General features: G+C 63.4%; 21 protein-coding genes. 6 read left to right on the top strand and 15 right to left on the bottom strand.

Features of this window, described 5'->3' with window-relative positions; all coding sequences use genetic code 11:
• Positions 1–49 precede the first annotated feature (49 nt).
• A complete protein-coding gene (locus K3762_RS17690; protein ID WP_132445454.1) occupies positions 50–1,252 on the bottom strand; it encodes a methionine gamma-lyase in 1,203 nt (400 codons plus the stop codon).
• 96 nt (positions 1,253–1,348) lie between these two features.
• On the opposite strand from K3762_RS17690, the gene K3762_RS17685 reads away from it, so the two are divergent.
• The 4 genes from K3762_RS17685 (at position 1,349) to K3762_RS17670 (ending at position 5,208) form a co-directional block, all read left to right on the top strand.
• Positions 1,349–1,828 carry an Lrp/AsnC family transcriptional regulator gene (locus K3762_RS17685; RefSeq protein WP_120352424.1) on the top strand — a complete coding sequence of 160 codons (480 nt, stop codon included), beginning with the start codon at positions 1,349–1,351 and terminating at the stop codon, positions 1,826–1,828.
• 91 nt (positions 1,829–1,919) lie between these two features.
• Positions 1,920–2,993: a serine hydrolase gene (locus K3762_RS17680; protein ID WP_132445457.1), complete on the top strand. Its 1,074-nt coding sequence runs from the start codon at positions 1,920–1,922 to the stop codon at positions 2,991–2,993.
• Positions 2,994–3,012: 19 nt separating this feature from the next.
• Entirely contained in the window at positions 3,013–4,158 is a 1,146-nt protein-coding gene (locus tag K3762_RS17675) for an aminotransferase (protein ID WP_132445460.1), read from the top strand.
• Between the two features lie 87 nt (positions 4,159–4,245).
• A complete protein-coding gene (locus K3762_RS17670; protein ID WP_132445463.1) occupies positions 4,246–5,208 on the top strand; it encodes a pyridoxal-phosphate dependent enzyme in 963 nt (320 codons plus the stop codon).
• Between the two features lie 46 nt (positions 5,209–5,254).
• Here the strand turns inward: K3762_RS17670 and K3762_RS17665 are convergent, their stop codons facing one another.
• Positions 5,255–6,589: a DUF2793 domain-containing protein gene (locus K3762_RS17665; RefSeq protein ID WP_132445466.1), complete on the bottom strand. Its 1,335-nt coding sequence runs from the start codon at positions 6,587–6,589 to the stop codon at positions 5,255–5,257.
• A 247-nt stretch (positions 6,590–6,836) separates the two neighbouring features.
• Here K3762_RS17665 and K3762_RS17660 point away from each other — a divergent pair, with 247 nt between their 5' ends.
• Positions 6,837–8,012 (top strand): nucleotide sugar dehydrogenase, encoded by a 1,176-nt coding sequence (locus K3762_RS17660; protein ID WP_132445469.1) that lies wholly within the window; start codon positions 6,837–6,839, stop codon positions 8,010–8,012.
• 107 nt (positions 8,013–8,119) lie between these two features.
• Here the strand turns inward: K3762_RS17660 and ureG are convergent, their stop codons facing one another.
• From ureG to K3762_RS17610, 10 genes are all read right to left on the bottom strand, one after another.
• The gene (ureG, locus tag K3762_RS17655; protein WP_120352419.1) at positions 8,120–8,764 is read right to left on the bottom strand and encodes an urease accessory protein UreG; all 645 of its coding nucleotides are present in this window, start codon (positions 8,762–8,764) and stop codon (positions 8,120–8,122) included.
• Positions 8,761–9,405 carry an urease accessory protein UreF gene (locus K3762_RS17650; RefSeq protein WP_132445603.1) on the bottom strand — a complete coding sequence of 215 codons (645 nt, stop codon included), beginning with the start codon at positions 9,403–9,405 and terminating at the stop codon, positions 8,761–8,763. The genes ureG and K3762_RS17650 overlap by 4 nt, the downstream gene beginning before the upstream one ends.
• Positions 9,398–9,928 carry an urease accessory protein UreE gene (gene ureE / locus K3762_RS17645; protein WP_206054315.1) on the bottom strand — a complete coding sequence of 177 codons (531 nt, stop codon included), beginning with the start codon at positions 9,926–9,928 and terminating at the stop codon, positions 9,398–9,400. Before ureE ends, K3762_RS17650 begins: the two co-directional genes overlap by 8 nt.
• A gap of 10 nt (positions 9,929–9,938) precedes the next feature.
• The gene (ureC, locus tag K3762_RS17640) at positions 9,939–11,675 is read right to left on the bottom strand and encodes an urease subunit alpha (RefSeq protein WP_132445472.1); all 1,737 of its coding nucleotides are present in this window, start codon (positions 11,673–11,675) and stop codon (positions 9,939–9,941) included.
• Entirely contained in the window at positions 11,675–11,980 is a 306-nt protein-coding gene (locus K3762_RS17635; protein ID WP_067630724.1) for an urease subunit beta, read from the bottom strand. The genes ureC and K3762_RS17635 overlap by 1 nt, the downstream gene beginning before the upstream one ends.
• Positions 11,977–12,174 (bottom strand): hypothetical protein, encoded by a 198-nt coding sequence (locus tag K3762_RS17630; RefSeq protein WP_067941446.1) that lies wholly within the window; start codon positions 12,172–12,174, stop codon positions 11,977–11,979. The genes K3762_RS17635 and K3762_RS17630 overlap by 4 nt, the downstream gene beginning before the upstream one ends.
• A gap of 9 nt (positions 12,175–12,183) precedes the next feature.
• Positions 12,184–12,486 carry an urease subunit gamma gene (locus K3762_RS17625; protein ID WP_067263701.1) on the bottom strand — a complete coding sequence of 101 codons (303 nt, stop codon included), beginning with the start codon at positions 12,484–12,486 and terminating at the stop codon, positions 12,184–12,186.
• 1 nt (position 12,487) lies between these two features.
• Positions 12,488–13,258 (bottom strand): urease accessory protein UreD, encoded by a 771-nt coding sequence (locus tag K3762_RS17620; RefSeq protein WP_132445606.1) that lies wholly within the window; start codon positions 13,256–13,258, stop codon positions 12,488–12,490.
• Between the two features lie 275 nt (positions 13,259–13,533).
• The gene (locus tag K3762_RS17615; RefSeq protein WP_260012978.1) at positions 13,534–14,514 is read right to left on the bottom strand and encodes a zinc-binding dehydrogenase; all 981 of its coding nucleotides are present in this window, start codon (positions 14,512–14,514) and stop codon (positions 13,534–13,536) included.
• Positions 14,515–14,525: 11 nt separating this feature from the next.
• Positions 14,526–15,137 (bottom strand): TetR/AcrR family transcriptional regulator, encoded by a 612-nt coding sequence (locus tag K3762_RS17610; protein ID WP_132445477.1) that lies wholly within the window; start codon positions 15,135–15,137, stop codon positions 14,526–14,528.
• Positions 15,138–15,306: 169 nt separating this feature from the next.
• On the opposite strand from K3762_RS17610, the gene K3762_RS17605 reads away from it, so the two are divergent.
• Complete coding sequence (locus tag K3762_RS17605; RefSeq protein WP_132445480.1) at positions 15,307–16,053, top strand: SDR family oxidoreductase; 747 nt, start codon at positions 15,307–15,309, stop codon at positions 16,051–16,053.
• A 4-nt stretch (positions 16,054–16,057) separates the two neighbouring features.
• Here K3762_RS17605 and K3762_RS17600 read toward each other — a convergent pair whose 3' ends face one another.
• Genes K3762_RS17600 through K3762_RS17590 form a run of 3 tightly spaced genes read right to left on the bottom strand, consistent with a single transcriptional unit; the run spans position 16,058 to position 21,131 of the window.
• Positions 16,058–17,506 (bottom strand): FAD-binding oxidoreductase, encoded by a 1,449-nt coding sequence (locus tag K3762_RS17600; RefSeq protein WP_260012975.1) that lies wholly within the window; start codon positions 17,504–17,506, stop codon positions 16,058–16,060.
• A 12-nt stretch (positions 17,507–17,518) separates the two neighbouring features.
• Positions 17,519–19,225, bottom strand: a complete 1,707-nt coding sequence (locus tag K3762_RS17595) for a thiamine pyrophosphate-binding protein (protein WP_132445486.1) — start codon at positions 19,223–19,225, stop codon at positions 17,519–17,521.
• 31 nt (positions 19,226–19,256) lie between these two features.
• Positions 19,257–21,131, bottom strand: coding sequence for a TRAP transporter permease (locus K3762_RS17590; protein ID WP_132445490.1), 1,875 nt, complete (start codon positions 21,129–21,131; stop codon positions 19,257–19,259).
• Positions 21,132–21,244: the final 113 nt, after the last annotated feature.

Below are 21,244 nucleotides of genomic sequence, written 5' to 3'. Positions count from 1 at the left end.
GGCGGTGCCCTCCTCGACACCGCCCGCGACTGGTCCGGTCTTTGCCGGATCAGGCCGCTTGCATGTTATGCGCGCCAAGCGCGGCGTAAAGGTCATCAATGATGTCTTCCGCAGATTCCAGCCCAACCGAGAGCCGCACCAGCCCTTCGGCGATGCCATGCTCGGCGCGTTCCTCGGGGGAATAGGTGGAATGGGTCATGCTCGCCGGATGCTGGATCAGGCTTTCCGCATCGCCAAGGCTCACCGCGCGCTGAATGAGGTGCAGACGGTTCATAAAGGCGATGCCGCCCGGTTTGCCGCCCTTGACCTCAAAGGGGATCATGCCGCCGAAATTGCCCATCTGCCGCCGCGCCAGTTCGGCCTGCGGAAAGCTCTCCAGCCCCGGATAGGCGACATGCAGCACCGCCGGATGCGCTTCGAGCGCCTCGGCCACCTTGGCGGCCGTGGCGCAGTGCCGCTCCATCCGCAGTTCCAGCGTTTTGATCCCGCGCAAGAGCAGCATGGCGGTCAGCGGCGACATCACGGCACCGGTCATGTCTTTGAGCCCGACAAGCCGCACCTGCGTCATGTCCTCGGCACTGCCAACGACAAGACCCGCGACCACATCACCGTGGCCTGAGAGGAATTTCGTCGCCGAATGCAACACGATGTCCGCGCCATGTTCGATGGGACGGGTGATCACCGGCGTGGCATATGTGTTGTCGACCACCACCTTGGCCCCGGCGCGATGCGCAATGGCCGAGATCGCGGCGATGTCCACCAGACGGTTGTTCGGGTTCGCGGGGGTTTCGAAATAGACGATCTTGGTCTGAGCGCTGATCACCTCGGAAAGGTTTTCAGGCTCGGTCATGTCGACCAGCGTCACCTTGACGCCAAAGCGCGGCAGGCCGTGGGTCATAAATGCAAAGGTGCAGCCGTAAAGCGTCTTGTCGATGATGATCTCATCGCCCGCCTGCAGGAATGTCCAGAGCGTGGAGGTGATCGCCCCCATGCCCGAGGCGGTGGCGAGGCCCGCTTCGGCCCCCTCAAGGTTGGCAATGCGTTTTTCCAGATGGTCCAGCGTCGGATTGGAAATGCGGGTATAGAAATGCCCCGCGCGCTCGCCCGCGAACATGTCGCCGCCGGCCTCGGCGGTCTCGAAGGTGAAGGTCGAGCTCATGTAGATCGGCGGGTTCAGCGCGCCCTGTTCGCTTTGCGCGTCATACCCGTGGTGGATGGCGCGGGTGGAGAAGGATTTCTGGTTCTCGGTCATGGCTGGCCCCCTGATTGATTTTGAGGGCATGATCCGATGGCGCAAGAGGCATTTGGTTGCTAATGTATGCGCCGATTGCAGAGGATTTGGCATATCATGCCCCAAACACCCCGACTGGACGCTACTGACCGCCGCATCATCCGCGCGCTACAGCGCAATGGCCGGATGACGAACCTTGATCTGGCCGAGGAAGTTGGCCTGTCGCCTTCCCCCTGTCTCCGCCGCCTGCGCGCGCTTGAGAAAAACGGCGCGATCCGTGGCTATAGTGTGGAGGTCGACGCCAAGGCCTACGGCCTGCCGGTTACGGTCATGGTGCGGGTGACGCTCGATGGCCATGACGAGGGCACGGTGAAACGTTTTGAAAATAAGATTCGCGCGATCCCGGAGGTGCTGGAGTGTTTTGTGATGAGCGGATTGTCAGACTACCTGCTGCGCGTGGTGGTGGGCGATCTGGAAGACTACGAGCGTTTCGTGCGCGCCCGGCTGCACCCCATCGGCGGCATCGGGTCAATCGACACCAGTTTTGTCTACGGGGTGGTCAAACGCTCTCAGGTCTATCCTGACATCGGGGGCTGAGCGGGCGCGATTGAGGACGCCGAAACCATTTAACCGGTTTACAATTCCGCCCCCCTTGGGAAAGGTTCGCCCCAAGCCCCGAGGAGTCCCCATGACATTCGCCGCCACCCCCGCCCTGCAAGCCGTCGTCGACCACGCGCTGGCGCATGAGACTGACTGGCCCCGCTCGATGTATCACCCCGATGGGGCCTATGTTGGCAACCGCGAGTGGAACGAAAGCGGCCCTTGGACCGAGATCGTGGGCCCGGTAAAGCCGCGCGGCGGCCCGGCAGGGGTGATCCTGCACCGGGGGCAGCGGGTCGCCGATTGGGGCGATACGACGCGGACCGACATGACCTTTTCCATCGCCAAGAGCTACCTGTCGGTGCTGGCGGGGCTTGCGGTGAAGGATGGGCTAATCACCGACCTCGACGCGCCCGTGGGCGACAGCGTGCCGGGGCCGCATTTTGCGGGCGACCACAACGGGCGCATCACTTGGCGGCATATGTTGCAGATGAACAGCGAATGGCGCGGCGAGATTTTCGGCAAGGACGATCAGGTCGACCATTACCGCCAGATCGGGCCGGGCGCAGACAACAGCCGCAAGGGACAATTGCGCAAAGTCCGCCCACCGGGAAGCCATTACGAATACAACGACGTGCGGGTGAACGCGCTGGCCTATGCGCTGCTGATGCGGTTCGGCCGCCCGCTGCCAGAGGTGCTGCGCGCGCGGATCATGGGCCCGATCGGCGCCTCAGACGATTGGCGGTGGGAGGGCTATTCCACCTCTTGGATCGAGATGGCAGACAGGCGCGTTCAATCGGTCACCGGTGGTGGCCATTGGGGCGGCGGGCTGTTCATCGGCGCCGAAGATCACGCGCGCTTCGGCCAATTCATCTGCCAAAACGGCCAGTGGAACGGCGCGCAGATCTTGCCCGAAGGTTGGATGCAGCAAGCGCTGACGCCCACGCCGACACTGGATAAATACGGCTTCCTGTGGTGGCTGAACCGCGGGGCGGAGGCTGACCCCAAGCTGCCCGAAACCGCCTTTAGCGCGCAGGGCGCGGGTGGGCACACGATCTGGATCGCGCCGAAGCATGACATCGTGGCGGTGATGCGCTGGCTCGCCCCAACCGCCACGCCGCACTTTCTGCGCCAGCTTTTCGCTGCGCTGGCAGACCACTGAGATACGAAAGGAAAACCCCATGAAGATCGCGACCTTCGGCGTCGAAATGTGGATGAACGAGTTCGAAAACCACTGCCGCTACAACCTCGCCGAGACCTGCGTCGATTCGATCACATTGGGAGAGTTGATCGACATGGCGGGCGTCGACAATTCGGTGCTGGGCGAATTGCGCGGGATGCGCATGGGCTACGGCGCGATCGAAGGCTCGGACCGTCTGCGCGACGCAGTGGCGGGGCTTTATGAGACCCAGAGCCGCGAGAACATCCTGACCACCCATGGCACCATCGGGGCCAATGCCTTGGTACACCAAACGCTGATCTCGCGCGGTGATCATGTCATCGCCATCGTGCCGACCTACCAGCAGCACTACTCCATCCCCGAGAGCATCGGCGCAGAGGTCGAACTGCTGCACCTGCGCCCCGAGAACGGGTTTCTGCCCGATCTGAACGAATTGCGCGCCATGATGCGCCCTGACACGCGGATGATCGCCACCAACAATCCCAACAACCCGACCGGCGCGCTGATGGACCGCGCGATGCTGGCAGAGATCGCCGAGATCGCGCGCGGCAGCGAGGCTTGGGTGCTCTGCGATGAGGTCTATCGCGGCACCGATCAGACGGGTGATGGCTATACCGCCTCGATCTGCGATCTCTACGACCGCGGCATCAGCACGGCGGGCATGTCCAAAGCCTATTCGCTGGCCGGGCTGCGCGTGGGCTGGGTGGCGGGGCCGCAGGCGCTGCTTGAGAAGATCATGATCCACCGTGACTACAACACGATTTCCGTCGGGGGGATCGACGAGTATTTCTCGGCTCTCGCGCTTGAGAGCCGCGCGCAGATCCTTGAGCGCGCGCATCGGATCACCCGGGGGAACCTCGAAATCTTGGCAGATTGGGTCGAGGCGGAGCCGCTGATCTCATGGGTGAAACCCCAGTCGGGCACCACGGCGTTGGTGCAATACGACCTGCCACTGCGCAGCCGCGATTTCTGCACCCAGTTGCTGGAGGAAGAGGGCGTGCTTTTCACCCCCGGCAGCGCCATGGATATGGAGGGTTGGCTGCGCATCGGTTTCGCCAATTCGACCGCCGACTTGCAGGACGGGCTGGCACGTGTCTCAACCTTCCTCGCGCGGCAGAGCGTGGCCCAGACAGCCACGCAGCCTTAACCCATGACCGCCCTCCGCTGTGGTCATCGGTTCTGACGGGCCCACATGCCGCAGCGGCGCATCTCAGCCAACCTGATGGAGCCTATCATGCCGCCAGTCTCTGATCTGATCGCCCAATCCGCCGCGCGTTCCTGCGTGGTTCACCGCAAGATCGCAGGCGCGATTTCGCGCACCCCGGTGATCGCCTCGCGCCTGCCGATGGCAGAGGGCACGCGGCTTTTCTACAAAACCGAGAACTTTCAACACACCGGGTCGTTCAAGCTGCGCGGGGCCAGTGCCAAACTGACCACGGTGCCGCTGGACCGACCGGTCATCACCGCATCCTCCGGCAACCACGGCATCGCCTGTTCACGTGCCGCCCAGACCACGGGGCATGAATTGATCGTCGTGCTGCCCGAGACGGTTGTCGCCAAGAAACGCAAAACCATCGAAGGTTTTGGCACCAAGGTCGTGATCCATGGGTCGGATGCGTCGCTTTCGGAACGGCATGCGCAAGCCTTGGCCGAAGCCGAAGGCTACACCTATATCTCCCCCTACAACGACGCCGAGGTGATCGCGGGCCAAGGCACCGCCGCGCTGGAACTGCTCGACCAGATCGAAGGGATCGACACTGTCTTTATCTCGATGGGCGGGGGCGGGCTGATCTCTGGCATGGGGTCGGTGATCAAAGAGTTCTCGCCGCAAACCCGTGTGATCGGCGTGAGTGCCGCCAACAGCTGCGCTCTGGCGGCGTCGATCAAGGCGGGCAAGATCGTCGAGACGGACCATCTCGACACTTTGGCCGATGGCGTGGCGGGCGGGGTCGATGAAGGATCGCTCACCCTGCCGATGGCGAGCGCGGTGATCGACAAGATCGTATATTGCGACGAAGAACAAATCGCCGCCGCGCTAAAGGTGCTGGCATGGGAAGAGAATATGTTGGTCGAAGGGGCCGCCGCCTTGGCGTTGGCGGCCTATCTGGCGGAGCCGCAGAAATACGCAGGCCAAACCTCTGCCGTTTTGCTTTGCGGGGGCAACTATGAGGTCGCGCAGTTGCGCAGCATTCTCTGATTGCAGCCCGGCCCGCTGTGGCGTCAGCGGGCCGGGGCTCTTTGCCTCAGGGCATGTCGAACCGCAGATCAACCCAACGGCCCACGGGGATGTCACAGGGCGCACCCCCGGCCCAGCCATCCTGCCAGATCACCTCGCGGGTACGGACATCAAGCGCCGCCATTCCCGCGTCATAGCTGCAATCGACATAGACCAACCGGTTGCCATTCGCATCCTGCGGCACTTCGATCTGCCACCCTTTGGACGCAAGCGGCGGGACATCCGTCAATCTGTAGTGGCCAAGCCCAATCCGTTCGAACCGCGCCGCTAGGGGCACCGCTGGCTCTTCGCTGCTGTCGTGGAACAGCCGGACAATCGGGCTCGCTTCCTTGATGAACCCATTGGCATCCACAGTCGTGTTCGCCCCAGTCCACAGGGATTGCCACGCGCCCCACGCCCCGGTTGCCCGCACGCGAAAGGCCAGACCCGGCGTGTCGATCCCCACTGCGATCTGCCACAAGTTCGCGCTCTGCCCGCCCAAGGTGCTGTTGCCGCACAGCAGGCCAAAGACCCCATCCAGCGCCGAAAACGGATTGGCCCCAGCGGGTGCCTGTGCATGGGCGCCGCCATAGGCTGAGAAACTGCCCGAAAGCGCATGCGCGTCAAGGTCCGCCACAAGCGGCCCCGCATCCGCACCGATGCCGAAATCCCCCACGCGCAGCAGCCGGCCCACCGTCGCGTCACCCACGCTCTCCGTCAGCGCCGCGCCCGAGGCCATGCCGCTGGCGGCGTCAAAGGCCAGCGCGGTGGTCCACCCGCTGCCATCGGCGCTGACCTTGATGGCGAAATCATCCTGCCCCGCCGTGCCCATTTCGGCCCGTCCGGAAAAATCGGTCTGGAACAGCAGGCTCGCGGTATCGGCGGCGCTGGCTTTGTTGAGCTTCACTTGATGCCCCGCGCCTTCGTGGGTGAACAGGCTCGCCGGGGAAGAAACCGACAAGCGATTGCCGCTGTCGTGATCCGTGTTGATCCCCACCCCAGAGAGGTTCGCCAGATCGGGGGGCGACACCTCGGCCCATGCGCCCGCCACCCAACGGTGCAGGATCCCGGTGGATTTATCCAAGGCAAGCCAGCCGTCCTGTGGCGCGCTGAACTGCCAGGTCTCTCCAATCCAGACGGCCAGTTCGCCGACATGACCCGCCCAAGCCGCCGTGGGGGCGGTGCCGAGGGCATGAACCTCCCCCGCCTGCGGCAGGGCGGGCGGCGTGTTGGCGTCGAAACCTTCGACCGCAAGCTGCACCAGAAGGTCCAGCCGTTGCAGCGCTTCGTTGTGGGTCACATGTTTCTGCGCCTGTGCCGGCATCAGATAGGGAAGGGACAGGCGCTCTGAGGTGTCGGGCATCGGGGCTCTCCGGGTTATGGGTCGCCTGAGACTGTGTGAAAGAAGTCTTTCCAGCCTGACAACCCACCGCTCGGGCGGGGCGCAACGGCGCGGGGGGCTTGCCCGGCCGCGCCCCGCGCGCAAATTGCTGAACCGGGCTGCTTTCACATTCGCCAATCCGCCCTAACTCCCTGTCAGGCGGCACCTTTTCAATCCGAAAGCCGCAGTCTAACATCCCGCCACCGGCACGCAGGAAAGGCCCACGCTTATGTCTATGACCAAGATCGCCGTTGTTGGCATCGGCTATGTCGGGCTGTCGAACGCGGTGCTTTTGGCGCAGCACAATGACGTGACGGCGGTGGATCTGAACGCGGACAGGGTGGCGCAGGTGAATGCGCGCCACGCGCCGATCGTCGACCCCGAGATCGAGCAATACCTCGCCCAAAAGCCGCTCACCCTCAAGGCCAGCACCGAGCCGGAGGCGGCATACCGTGAGGCCGACTATGTGCTGATCGCCACGCCGACGAACTATGACCCGCGCACCAATGTTTTCGACACCTCCAGTGTCGAGGCCGTGGTGCGGGATGTTCTGGCGGTTGCGAAAACGGCCACCATCGTTATTAAATCCACGGTGCCGGTGGGCTATACCGCAGGTCTGTCTGCCGCGTTGGACACCGATCAAGTGATCTTCAGCCCGGAATTCCTGCGCGAAGGCCGCGCGCTTTATGACAATCTGCACCCCTCGCGGATCGTCGTCGGCGAAGACAGCCCCCGTGCGCGGCGCTTTGCGCAACTGCTGGCCGAGGGGGCAATCGACGATGATATTCCCATGCTCTTTACCGGTGCCTCCGAGGCAGAGGCGGTCAAACTCTTCGCCAATACTTTCCTCGCCATGCGGGTGGCGTATTTCAATGAATTGGACAGCTATGCGCTGACCAATGGGTTAGACACGCGCCAGATTATCGACGGTGTCTGCCTCGACCCGCGCGTCGGCGGGCATTACAACAACCCATCTTTCGGCTATGGCGGCTATTGTTTGCCCAAGGATTCCAAGCAGTTGCTGGCGAACTATTTGGATGTGCCGCAGAACCTGATCAACGCCGTGGTCGAGGCGAACCGCACCCGCAAGGATTTTGTGTCAGAGCAGATCATGGCACTTGGCCCGCAGCGGGTGGGCATCTACCGGCTGGTGATGAAGACCGGGTCGGACAATTTCCGCCAAAGCTCGGTCCAAGGGATCATGAAACGGCTCAAGGCCAAGGGCATCGAAGTGATCGTCTATGAACCTGTGTTGCAGGAGGACCAGTTCTTTGGTTCGGAGGTCACCCGCGATCTGGAGGCCTTCAAGGCGCGCGCGGATGTGATCGTGGCAAACCGCAATCACCCCGATCTGGCGGATGTCCCGGACAAGGTCTTTACCCGCGACCTTTTTGGCGCGGATTAACGGACGGGCGGCACTCCTCAACGCGCTTTGGAATGGTGGGCCGCAGCGGGGCGAGGATAGCAGCCGTTGCCCGCCTTCCGCGACCGGAAGGCGGGTCTCACCACCGCCTAATCCGCGGTTGCCGGGGCCATAGGCGCAAGGTCCAACCCGCCCACCTGCGCCAGATGCTCCAGCAGGGCGTCGACCCCTTGACCGGACTTCAATGCGCAAAAGACCGTCGGCAGGACTGGCCGCATCCGCGCGCTGTCACGCTGCATGACCTCAAGCGAGGCCCCGACATGGGGCGCGAGATCGGTCTTGTTGATCACCAGAATGTCGGACTTGGTAATCGCCGGACCGCCTTTGCGGGGGATTTCCTCACCCGCTGCCACGTCGATCACATAAAGCGTCACATCCGCCAATTCAGGGCTGAAAGTGGCCGACAGATTGTCGCCGCCGCTTTCGATCAAGACCACGTCCACCTCAGGGTGGCGCGCGACCATCTCTGCCACGGCGGCAAGGTTGATCGAGGCATCTTCGCGGATTGCCGTATGCGGGCAGCCGCCGGTCTCGACCCCGATGATCCGGTCTTGGGGCAACACCTGCATCCGCATCAGCGCTTCGGCATCCTCTTGGGTGTAGATGTCATTGGTGATCACGCCGATTGACAGCCGGTCACGCAGGGCGCGGCAAAGCGCTGCCGTCAGGGTGGTTTTGCCCGCGCCCACGGGGCCGCCGATGCCGACGCGCAAAGGGCCGTTGTTGCGTTTCATGTGCGGAAAATCCTCGAATACTGGGTTTCGTGTTTCATGGCGGCGATGTCACTTAAAAAGGCGGTGGAGGAGAGATCGTCGAGCGTGCCCGCCGCCGCCCCGGCAACTTCGAGACAGACTGGCGCGAGCGCGCGGATGACGATCTGCCCCTCGGTCTGCCCCAAGGGAATAAGGCGCATGCCTGCGGTGGCAAGATTGGCGGCAAAGGCGTGCAAGAACATCTCTAGCGTTTGGCGCAGCGGCAGCGCTTGCAGACGCGCCGCGTGTCCTACGGCAACAGGATAGCAAAGCGGCGGCAGGTCGACCTGCCAGATCGCGGCACTTGCGCGGGCAAAGGCTTCGCCTTGCAGCACGGTCTCTTTCAACCGCTCGGCAGAGGCGGCAAAGACGCGGGCCTGCGCGTCGATCTCTGCCGGGTCATCCGCGCGATAGGCCGCCGCGAGGAAAAGCGCATCGGCCTGTCCCGCGCCGTGCCGCAGCACGCTGGACAGCCAGTCGGCCAAAGCATCTTGATCCGTCACCGCCCCGTCCTGCACCGCCCATTCCAGCCCGTGGCTATAGGCAAATGCCCCCACCGGATAGGAGGGGGAGAGCATCTGCACCAGCGTCAGAAGCGCGTCGGCCTGCAGGGTTTCAGCCATGCGCGTGGTCGTGGTGCTGGGCGGGGTCGTGATCATGCGCATGGTCGTGATCATGAACGGCGTGATGGACAGGGCCGTGGTCATGCCCATGGGTGCGCCCATGGCCATAGGCACCGCCTTCGGGGCGGAAGGGGGCGGTGATCTCTCGCGTGGCGGCACCAATCTGGCCAAGCATCTTGGCGATCACATGGTCGCGCTGGATCACAAGCCGGTCGGCGTCGATCTGGCAGGGGGTATGTCGGTTGCCGATGTGCCACGCGATGCGCGGCAGGTCGGGGCCGGTCACTTCCAGCAGGTCTTCGTCGGCGGCCACCACCTCAACCACGCGCCCGTCGGCCAGAACAAAAGCGTCGCCGTGGTCAAGCGAGGTGGTCTGCGCCAAATCGACCAGAAACGGCAGCCCGCCCGCTGTGGTCAGCACCTTGCGGCGCAGAAAACGCCCGTCATAGGTCAGTTCTACCCGGTCACTGGCATCGGACCACGCTTCGGCGCGGCGCATGTCTTGGCATAGGATGGGGGTCATTTCGATCTCGTCAAAACAGGAAATAGCGCTGCGCCATGGGCAGCACAGAGGCAGGTTCACAGGTCAGCAACTCACCGTCGGCGCGGACTTCATAGGTTTCGGGGTTCACCTCGACCTTGGGCAGCGCATCGTTCAGCTTTAGATCGCGCTTGCCGATCTCGCGGGTGTTGCGCACGGCGAGGGTTTGTTTGGCAAGGCCAAGCCTGCCGCCCACGCCCGCCGCCTCTGCCGCTTCGCTGATAAAGACCACGGCAGAGTTTTCCACCGCGCGGCCATAGGCCCCGAACATGGGCCGCGAATAGACCGGCTGCGGGGTCGGGATAGAGGCGTTTGGGTCGCCCATCTGCGCACAGACGATGCTGCCCCCCAAAAGCACCATCTCGGGCTTCACTCCGAAAAAGGCGGGGTTCCACAGCACCAGATCGGCGCGCTTGCCCTCTTCGATGCTGCCGATATGGGTCGAGATGCCATGCGCGATGGCGGGGTTAATGGTGTATTTCGCAATGTAGCGGCGGACGCGGAAGTTGTCGTTCTCGCCCGTCTCTTCGGCCAGCCGCCCGCGCTGCTTTTTCATCTTGTCGGCGGTCTGCCATGTGCGGATCAAGACTTCTCCGACCCGGCCCATGGCCTGACTGTCGCTGGCGATGATGGAAAAGGCCCCCATGTCATGCAGGATATCTTCGGCGGCGATGGTCTCTCTCCGGATGCGGCTTTCGGCAAAGGCCACGTCCTCGGGGATGGATTTATCAAGGTGGTGACAGACCATGAGCATGTCGAGATGCTCTTCCAGTGTGTTGACCGTGAAGGGCCGCGTGGGGTTGGTCGAGGAGGGCAGCACATGCTCTTCGCCGCAGATCTTGATGATATCCGGCGCATGGCCCCCGCCTGCGCCTTCGGTGTGGAATGCGTGGATCGTGCGGCCTTTCATGGCCTTTACGGTATGTTCGACAAAGCCGCTTTCATTCAGCGTGTCGGTGTGGATCATCACCTGCACATCCATGGCGTCGGCGACGCTCAGGCAGCAGTCAATCGCGGCAGGGGTGGTGCCCCAATCCTCATGCAGTTTCAGCGCACAAGCGCCCGCGTTGATTTGTTCTTCAAGGGCGGCGGGCTGGCTGGCGTTGCCTTTCCCCGCGAAGGCGAGGTTCATCGGAAAGGCATCTGCCGCCTGCATCATGCGCCCAATATGCCAGCCGCCGGGCGTGCAGGTGGTGGCCAATGTGCCATGCGCGGGGCCGGTACCGCCGCCGAGCATGGTGGTCAGCCCCGAATGCAGCGCGTCTTCGATCTGTTGCGGGCAGATGAAATGGATGTGGCTGTCAAACCCGCCTGCGGTCAGGATGCGCCCTTCGCCCGCGATCACCTCGGTGCCCGGTCCGATGATGACATCGACCCCCGGTTGCGTGTCAGGGTTGCCCGCCTTGCCGATCTTGGCGATGCGCCCGTCTTTCAGCCCCACATCGGCTTTGTAGATGCCGGTATGGTCGACGATCAGCGCATTGGTGATGACCGTGTCCACGGCCCCGCCTGCTCGGGTCACCTGCGACTGGCCCATGCCGTCGCGGATCACCTTGCCGCCGCCGAATTTGACCTCTTCGCCATAGGCGGGGGCGTTTTGACCGCTGTGTTCGGTGGTCAGGTCGCGCTCAACTTCGATGATGAGGTCCGTGTCAGCCAGCCGCACCCGGTCGCCGACCGTGGGGCCGAACATGGCTGCATAGTCACCGCGTTTGATCTGTGCAGGCATCAGAGGTCTCCCATCACCGCGCTGTTAAAGCCAAAGATCCGCCGCGCCCCGCGGATCGGGATCAGCGATACCTCACGCCGTTGGCCGGGCTCGAACCGCACAGCGGTCCCCGCCGCGATATCAAGCCGGTGCCCCCGTGCCGCCGCGCGGTCAAACTCAAGCGCGGGGTTGCTCTCGGCGAAATGGTAGTGGCTGCCCACCTGCACCGGGCGGTCACCGGTATTGGCCACCATGAGCGTGATCGCCTCGCTGTCGGCATTCAGGGTCAGCAGGCCCGCCGCCGGAAAGATCTCTCCGGGGATCATGCTTTTGCTGTTTTCAGGTGGCGCATGGCAAGGATCAGGCCCGACAGCACAAAGGCAAGCCCGGCGACAATATAGACCGCCAGCGATCCGTCACTCTCTGCGCCATGGCCATGGGGGAGAGGCGCTGTATGGGCAAAGGCCGCCATGGCAAGCGACATGAGCGGCAGGGCAAGAAGGGGGGCAAAACGCGGCATGAAATGTCCTTATCTGATGGGGTTGTGCACGGTGACCAATTTGGTTCCGTCGGGGAAAGTGGCTTCGACTTGCACTTCGGGGATCATCTCGGCCACCCCCTCCATACAGTCGTCTCGGGTGATGACATGGGCACCGGCCTGCATCATATCGGCCACGCTGCGCCCGTCCCGCGCGCCTTCGACCACGGTGTCGGTGATCAGCGCGATGGCTTCGGGATGGTTCAGCTTGACCCCCCGCGCAAGGCGCTTGCGGGCGACCTCGGCGGCCATGGAGATCAGCAGTTTGTCTTTTTCTCGCGGGGTCAGTTGCACGTCAGGTCATCCATGATCGGGGGAGGGTGTCACCGCTCAGTTCACCCAAGATCGGGACGAGCGACTGGCGAAGGTCGAAACTGTCTGCCGCGAGGATCCGCGCGACCAGCAGGTCAGGGCCGATCAGACTGGCCCCGGCGCTGGCGGGCAATTGGCCGCGGAGCCGGGCAAGCCGCGCTTCGGCATCGGGCGCGACATAGATAATCGTGGCAAGGGCGCCCGCGCCCGCCGCGATATGAGGGGCCGCCAGATGGGCGGTGACATCGCCGCTAAGCGTCATCGCGTCGTGGAACAGCGGGCGTCCCGCGCGGCTGACCTCGATCCGGTCGCGGAAATGGGCCTGTCGAAGGGTTTCGCCCATGGCGGCGCGGCCAAAGACCAGCGGCTCAACCAGCAGGAGGGAGGCATCTTGCGCCAGATCGACCGACAGCCGCCGCCGCAGCGCGCATCCGTCATAAAGGATCGTCTCTTGCGGCAGCCAATGCAGCGTCGCGCCGGAGTCTACGGCGAGGGTGTTGCGCAGGTTTGCCACTTGCCCCGGTTGCGCGCGATAGGCGCGTTCGGCGGCCTGCGTGGTGAGGCTGAGCGCGGCCTTGGCCTCTGCACGGGCGGTCAGGGTGAAGGCATCGCCGCCCGTGATGCCACCTGCGGAATTGATAATGATCGCTTGCAGCATCGCGGGGTCGGGGCGCGGAAAGAGCAGCTTCATCGCGCCCGATTGCCGCAAATCCCCCAGCATCGAGCCACCCCGCGCGGCCTTGGCCGAGACCATCGCCGCACCGATCGCGCGCGGCTGCACGGGGGTCGCTTGGGGGCTGTTTATGCTGGTGTCGACGAGAATGAGAATGGCTCCGCCCGGAAAGGTATGATGATTTTTTAATCACCATAGAGACGGGGGAGAGTCATCGCCGAGGCGGTGCAGGGTCGCCAGCGCGCTGCGTTTGCCCAAATAAAGGGCGGAAATTCGCGGATGTGTCGTAATCTTGGGCGGTGCAAGAATGGCGCGGCGGCCCCGCGTTGAGGGCCGCCGCTGTCGTCAAATCCCGATCAAGGGCGCAGCATGACCTTGCCGCCACGGCCCGTGGTCAGTGCGGCCTTCATCGCCTCGGTCACATCGGCCAGCGGGTAGGTGCCGCCTGTGTCGAGGGGGAGCTGCCCCTTCGCGGCGAGTTGCACCAGCTCACCAATCAGACGGCCCCGCGTCTCAGCCGCCATGTCACCACTGACGCGCGAACCCCAGAAGCCTTTGACGGTGATGTGCTTCATGATCAATTCGCCCGAGGACATGGAAAGCGGTTGGCCCGTCGCCGTGCCGAAAACGATCAATTCCCCATCCTTGCCCAGAAGCTCGACCAATTGACCGCCCAACTCACCGCCGACCGAGTCGATGGCCGAAACCGCGCCGTCTTTGCCGATCAACTCGCGCGCCTTGCTCTGCCAATCCGCATCTTCGGTGGAAAGCACGTTCTCCGCGCCGGTGTCGCGCATTTCTTCGGCGGCACCTTCGCGGCGGACGAGGTTCAGCAGCTTGATCCCGCGTGCCTTGGCCAGACCGACCATGATCTTGCCCACCGCGCCGTTGGCGGCGGTTTGGATCAACCATTCGCCTTCGCCGACCTTCAGGGTCTCCAGCAGGGACAGGGCGCTGAACGGCATGGCGATCAACTGCGCACCGGCCTCGTCCGAGATCGCCTCGGGCAGGGGCAGCAGGCCGGCAGCGGGGGCGGTGAAATACTCAGCCCATGCGCCGTGGAACCCGGCCGCCGTGACCCGTTTGCCGATCAGCGCTTCGTCAACGCCTTCGCCCACAGCCTCGACGATGCCAAGCGCTTCAGAGCCGCCGATGGCACCGGGCAGTTCGGGCTTGTAGCCATAGTTGCCGCGCACGGTCCAAAGGTCGTGGTTGTGAATGGGCGACAGCACCATGCGGACCAGCGCTTCGCCTGCGGCGGGTGCGGGTTTGTCGGTTTCGCGGGTGGTCAGAACCTCGGCGGGCTCGCCGAATGTGTCGTGGATGGCAGCGAACATGCTGTTTCCTTTCAGGTTGGGAATTGGCCCCCAGTGGGGGAGAGTTGGGCAGAGGTTTCAGCGCGGGCCATGCGCAGGGCTGCATCGCTGCGCGCCAGTTTGGCCAGCACCGCCGCGCCGAGCCATTTGGCATAGAGCATGCGGGCGGTGGTTTCGGGGTCAGACAACGCACGAACGGTCCCATCCTCTGCGCCTTGGCGCAGCAATTGGGCAATCCGGGCGACCAATGCGTCGACACCCTGATCAAGTGTTTCGCGCATGGAATCCGACAGATCAGCTACTTCGGAGCCGAGTTTCACCACCAAACACGCATTGGCGATCCCCGGGGCGCTAGATTGGCTGAGCCATGCAGACCAGAAACTGTCGAGCTTGTCGCCCGCCGTTCCCGGGGCTGCAATCAGCGCATCGACGCGGTCGAGATAGGCCTCGATGTAATCGGCCAGCATCGCGGTGCCAAAAGCCTCTTTCGACGCGAAGTAATAGTAGAACGACCCTTTGGGCACGCCGCTTTCGCTCAGGATCCGCGACAGGCCAACGCCAGAGAACCCGTGCCGCAGCACGAGGCTACGTCCGGTGTCCAAGATGCGTTGCCGCGTCTGATCTGATTTCTTTGCGTCCGTCATGAGGGGCATCTATGAAATAATAGACCGGTCGTCTAGTGCGCTCGCGTGAATGTGAGGCGCGGACCCCGTGATGATTGGAAAGCGGTGAAAAAACCTTTCCCTGTAACATCTTATATATTAGATTCTCAGTAACGGCCCGACGCGCAACGATAAGGAATGGGATAGTAGGATGAACCAAAAGATTGCTCTGATCACAGGGGCCGGGAGCGGCGTCGGCCTCGCCTGCGCGCAAAGGTTGGCGAAAGACGGTTTCACTCTCGTTCTCACCGGGCGGCAGCAGGATAAGATCGACGCTGCCTGTGCTACGCTTGACGGGCAGGGGCATATCGCCGTGGCTGCGGACGTGGGGGTTGAGGCCGATGTCGACGCGCTTTTCGACAGAGTGGAGGCGACCTTCGGGCGGCTGGACCTGCTGTTCAACAATGCCGGGCGCAATGGTCCGGCGGTTGAGGTGGATGCGCTCAGCGTGGCGGAGTGGAATGACATCGTCGCGACCAATCTGACCGGCTCTTTCCTCTGCGCCCGCGCGGCCTTCGCCTTGATGAAACGCCAAAGCCCAAAGGGCGGGCGGATCATCAACAACGGCTCGATCAGCGCCCATGTGCCGCGCCCTCTGTCGGTGCCCTATACGGCGACGAAACACGCGATCACCGGGCTCACCCGCGCGCTGTCGCTCGATGGGCGCGCGCATGACATCGCTTGCGGGCAGATCGACATCGGCAATGCGGCCAGCGAGATGACGGAGCGGATGAAAGACGGCATCCTGCAACCGAACGGCAGCCGCATGTCCGAGCCACGCATGGATGTGAACGACGTGGCCGAAACGCTGTCATACATGGCGAAGCTGTCGCTCGACTCCAACGCCATGTTTGTCACCGTGATGGCCACCAAGATGCCATTTGTCGGGCGCGGCTAAGCCGTCAAAGCACCTTGCCCGGGTTCATCAATTGGCCCGGGTCGAGCACGGCTTTGATCTGCTCCATCAACTCCAGCGCGACCGGGTCTTTATAGCGGCGCAGTTCGGCCCGTTTGAACGTGCCAATGCCATGTTCCGCCGAGAATGAGCCGCCCATCTGGTGCACGATATCATGCACGATGCGGTTGAACGTGCTGTATTCTGCAAGGAAATCGGCATCGGCCATATCGACGGGGCGCGACAGGTTGAAATGCAGGTTGCCGTCGCCGAAATGGCCAAAGGGGCAGGGGCGCAGTCCGGGCATATGTTCCATGCATGCTTGAGTCGCCTCGCGGATGAAATCAGCCACGCGCGAGACCGGCACGGATACGTCATGCTTAATCGACGCGCCCTCAGGCTTTTGCGCTTCTGAGAGGTTTTCCCGCAGCGCCCAAAGCGCGTCCTTCTGCGCTTCCGATGCGCCGATCACGGCGTCGATGATTTCTTCCGCCTCAAACGCTGCTTCCAACGCCGCCTCCAGCCGGGCATCAAGGTCGGCCTGCGCGCCATTGCCGGTGAGTTCGATCAGGCAATAGGCCGGATGGGTCTCTGCCATCGGGTCGCTACAGCCGGGCGCGTGGTCGATCACCATTTGCAGGCCAAGCCGGTCGATATATTCAAAAGTCGAGAGCGTGTCCGCCGTTTGGCCACGCATCCGGGCATAGAGCGCGAGCGCGGGGTCGGGGCCGGTGCAGGCCACCAGCGCCGTGGCGCGGGCGGTGGGCTTGGGGAAAAGCTTGATCACCGCTGCCGTGATGATGCCAAGCGTTCCTTCGGCCCCGATAAAGAGGTGTTTGAGGTCAAAGCCAGTGTTGTTTTTCCGCAGCCCGCCCAGATCATTCAGCACCCGGCCATCGGGCAGAACCGCTTCGATCCCCAGCACCAGATCGCGGGTATTGCCATAGCGCAGCACCGCCGTGCCGCCCGCGTTGGTCGAAAGATTGCCGCCGATCTGGCAGGACCCTTCGGAGGCGAGCGACAGCGGGAAGAGCGCATCAACCTCATCCGCAGCCGCTTGGATATTGGCGAGGATACAGCCCGCCTCAACCGTCATGGTTGCGTTGGTCGGATCGACCCCCCGAACGCGGTTCAGCCGGCCAGTCGTGAGGATGATCCCGCCGTCCGGCACGCCGCCCCCAGCCAGACCGGTGTTGCCGCCCTGCGGGGTCACCGGCACCTGTGCGGCATGGCACAGACGCATGCAGGCGGCGACCTCCTCGGTGGAGCCGGGGCGGATGAGGGCCAGCGCCGTGCCGCGCCGAAGCCCGCGATCTTCGATCAGCCGCGCGTCGAAATCCTTGGCGTCGGTCACGACATGGGCGGCACCGATGGCTTGGCGCAGATCATCGAGCAGAGCGCTATGGTTTTGCCCGTCCGTTTCGGGCGCGCGGCGTGGCGCGGTCAGAGTGGTCATCTGGGTCATCCTTTAGCGCTGGTCGGCGTCGACTTTTTTCTGGGCCGCCGCGCGCAGCTTGCTGATGGTGGTGCGGGTCGAGATCTGCTCGGGGTCGGTTACAAGCTCGATCAGGGCCGGGCGGCCACTTTCGCGGGCGCGGATGAAGGCGGCGGCGAAATCCTCGGTCTTGGTCACCCGTTCAGCATGAGCGCCCAGCCCCTCGGCCATCTTGACGAAATCTTGGTTCTGCAAAGTGGTGCCCGAGATGCGCTCGGGGTGGTCGCGTTCTTGGTGCATGCGGATCGTGCCATAGATGCCGTTGTTGAACAGCAGCACGATGGGCCGCCCGCCATATTGCGCGGCGGTGGCAAGTTCATTGCCGCTCATCATAAAGCCGCCATCGCCGACGAAGGAGAGCGTCAGGCGCTCCGGTTCGGCAATCGAGGCCGCGACGGCGGCGGGCACGGAATAGCCCATCGCACCACAGGTCGAGCCGACAATCCGGCCCGGACGGCCAAAGCGCAGGAACCGTTGCGCCCAGCCGGTGTGGTTGCCCGCGTCGAGCGTGACCACCACATCATCGGGCAGCTCGTCGCGCAGCTGCGCAAGTGCCACCCCCATGTCGAGATCCCAGTCGCCGCCATTGGGCGCTTCGGTATCGGTGAGGTAATCGGCGTGGAGTTTCTCGCACCAACCGCCCCACGCCTCAGCGCGGCCCAGATCGACACCGTCCAAGGCGGCAGCGACAGAAACGGGTGCTGCAGCGATGCCCAGATCTGGCGAATAGACGCGCCCGATCTCATCCGCGTCGGGGTAGAGATGCACCAGCCGCGTCTCGGGGTTGGGCGATTGCATGGTGGTGTAGGTCTTGGTCGTCATCTCCCCCAAACGCGCGCCGATCACCACGAGCAGATCCGCATCGCGTTGATGCGCATAGAGGCTGGGCGCGGTAGAGGTGCCGAAATCGCCTGCATAGACGGGCGAGAGGTTGTTGACGATGTCTTGCCGCCGGAAAGAGGTGGTGACGGGGATCTTGTTGGCCTCGGCAAAGCGGGTGATGGCCGCCGCACTCTCATCCGACCAGCCCGAGCCGCCGAGCAGCAGCAGGGGCCGTTCGGCCTGCGCGATCTCGGTCTTGAGCATGTCGAGATTGTCAGGCGACAGCCCAGCATGGGTCGCCGTATAGGGCCGCGCGTCGGCGACGGAAACCACCTCGGTCAGCATGTCTTCGGGCAGGGAGATCACCACCGGGCCGGGGCGGCCCGAGGTCGCCACGCGGAAGGCGCGGGCCATGTATTCCGGCACGCGCGCCGGGTCGTCGATCTGGGTGGCCCATTTGGCGATCGGGCCGAACATGGCGCGGTAGTCGACTTCTTGAAACGCTTCACGGTCAGTCGTGTCGCGGGCGATTTGACCCACCAGTAGGATCATCGGCGTGCTGTCTTGTTGCGCGATATGCACACCGATGGCCGCGTGGCAGGCGCCGGGGCCACGGGTGACCATGCAGATGCCGGGCTTGCCCGTCAGCTTGCCATAGGTCTCGGCCATATTGGCGGCCCCGGCCTCGTGCCTTGCGTTGATAAGGCTGAACTTGTCCTGCACATCATGCAGCGCATCGAGCACCTCAAGATAGCTTTCGCCGGGCACGCAATAGGCGGTGTCGGCACCGTGGATCAGCAGTTGATCCACAAGGACCTGTCCGCCGGTCCGCGCCTTGAGGGAAGTTTTTTGCAGCATGGAGAAGGCTCCGTTTCGTTCGTTCTAAGATTTAAGTATGTGTGGCCGCTTGGCTTTTCGGGTTGGGGTTCCTGGACTTTTGGAAGGCCAGGATAACGCCCGCGATGACCAACCCCGAGGCGGTGAGCCGCAGATCGGGGTAGATCAGCAGCAAGGACGCCCCGAACAGCACCACCGACAGCACATTGGACAGTCTGCCGAAGTAGTAGCGCTGCAAGGCGGCGGCCAGCAGGATGACGCCAATGGTGGCCTGCAACAGGACCAGCGTGATCTGGGTGACCGAACCCTGCATCAGGATCGCCGGTTCATAGACGAACATGAAGGGCACGATAAAGCCGGTGGCACCGAGTTTCACCGCAGCCCAACTCGCCTCGACGATCTTGGCGTGCGATAGGGTGTTGGCTGCATAGACCGCCATGGCGACGGGGGGTGTGATGGCCGACAGGATGGCGAAGTAGAACACAAAGAGGTGCGCCGCTTCGACCTGTACGCCCAGCTTCACCAGCGCCGGAACCAGCAGGGCGACCTGCACGATATAGGCGGGTGTTGTCGGCATCCCCATACCAAGGATGATGCCCGCGATCATCGACAGGAACAGCGCGATGACCAGCGTGTCTTGGGCCGCTTCGATCACGAAGTTCGAGAAGGTGAGGCCAAGGCCGGTAATGTCGATCACGCCCACCACGATGCCCGCACAGGCACAGGCCGCGGCAATCGCCAGCACGTTGCGCGCGCCGCCCTCAAGCGCTTCGAGGATGTTGTCGATGGTGACGTAATGCCGTGTCGTCTTGCGCAGGGCCGCGACCGGCACGACCGAGATGATACCGCAAAGTGCTGCATAGGGAGCAGAGTAGCCCATCATCAGCACGCCCACGATAATCGCCAACGGCAAGAACAGGTGGCCGCGTTCAAGCAGCACGATCTTCAGCGGCACTTGATCCTCTTTCGGGACTGAGCCGATGCCCTTGCGCTTGGCCTCAAAATGGACCGCCGCGAAGAGCGCGACATAGAACAGAACCGCGGGGGCCAGCGCATATTTCGCGACCGTCAGGTAGCCCACGCCGAGGTATTCCGCCATGACAAAGGCCGCAGCCCCCATCACGGGGGGCATGATCTGCCCGCCCGTCGACGCCACGGCCTCAACCGCGCCCGCGAAGGCGGGTTTGAACCCCATGCGTTTCATCAGCGGAATAGAGAAGGTGCCGGTCGTCATCACATTGGCCACGGCAGAGCCAGAGACCGAGCCGAAGAGGCCGGAGGTCACACAGGCCACCTTGGCCGGGCCGCCGACCTGACGCCCCGTAAGCGCCACCGCAAAATCCATAAAGAGCTGGCCGACGCCCATCCGCTCGACCAACGAGCCGAAGAGGATGAAGAGCACCATATAGGTTGCCGAGACCGCGATCGGGATGCCGAAGATGCCTTCGGGTGTCATGAACAATTGCTCAAGGATCACCGAAGGCAGGGTGGAGGTGAAAGCCAGACCGTAGCCGAGAAACAGCAGGGCGGTGATGGGCAGCATCGGCCCGAGCATCCGTCGAGTTGCCTCAAGCAGCAGAACCACAAGAGTGATCCCCACCACGATATCCATCGGCATCAGAGGGTCGACGTAGAGAAACCGCTGCGTGATGTAATTAAGGTTAAAGGAAGGATAGAGTGCGGCCCCCGCCGCGATAAGCCCGATGACCACATCATACCAACTGGGCACATCATTGCGCAGACCCTTGCGGTTCACCGTCAAGAAAATCAGCAAAAGCGCCAAAGCGACGTGCACGCCGCGCATAATATAGGGGTTAGGCGGGCCAACGAAGGCGACGTAGAGATGCCAAGCAGCCATGCCGATCAGGATCAGCCTTGCTATACGGGTAATCAGGGGCATCTTGTCCAGAAAGATCGACAGTTGCATGGGGGTTCTCGCGTCTAGAGTGGAAGGCGGCCCTTATGCGTCATCGCGCGGAATGCGCGGGGCAGGGCCTTTAGGGGGGTAGGTCGGACGGAGCATGGCCCCGGCCGACCCGT

Origin of the sequence: Sulfitobacter sp. W074, assembly GCF_025142275.1 — a bacterium.
In the GTDB taxonomy this organism is placed as follows: domain Bacteria; phylum Pseudomonadota; class Alphaproteobacteria; order Rhodobacterales; family Rhodobacteraceae; genus Sulfitobacter; species Sulfitobacter profundi.
The sequence above is the reverse complement of the archived record's forward strand: the minus strand, read 5'-3'. Positions and strand labels throughout refer to the sequence as shown.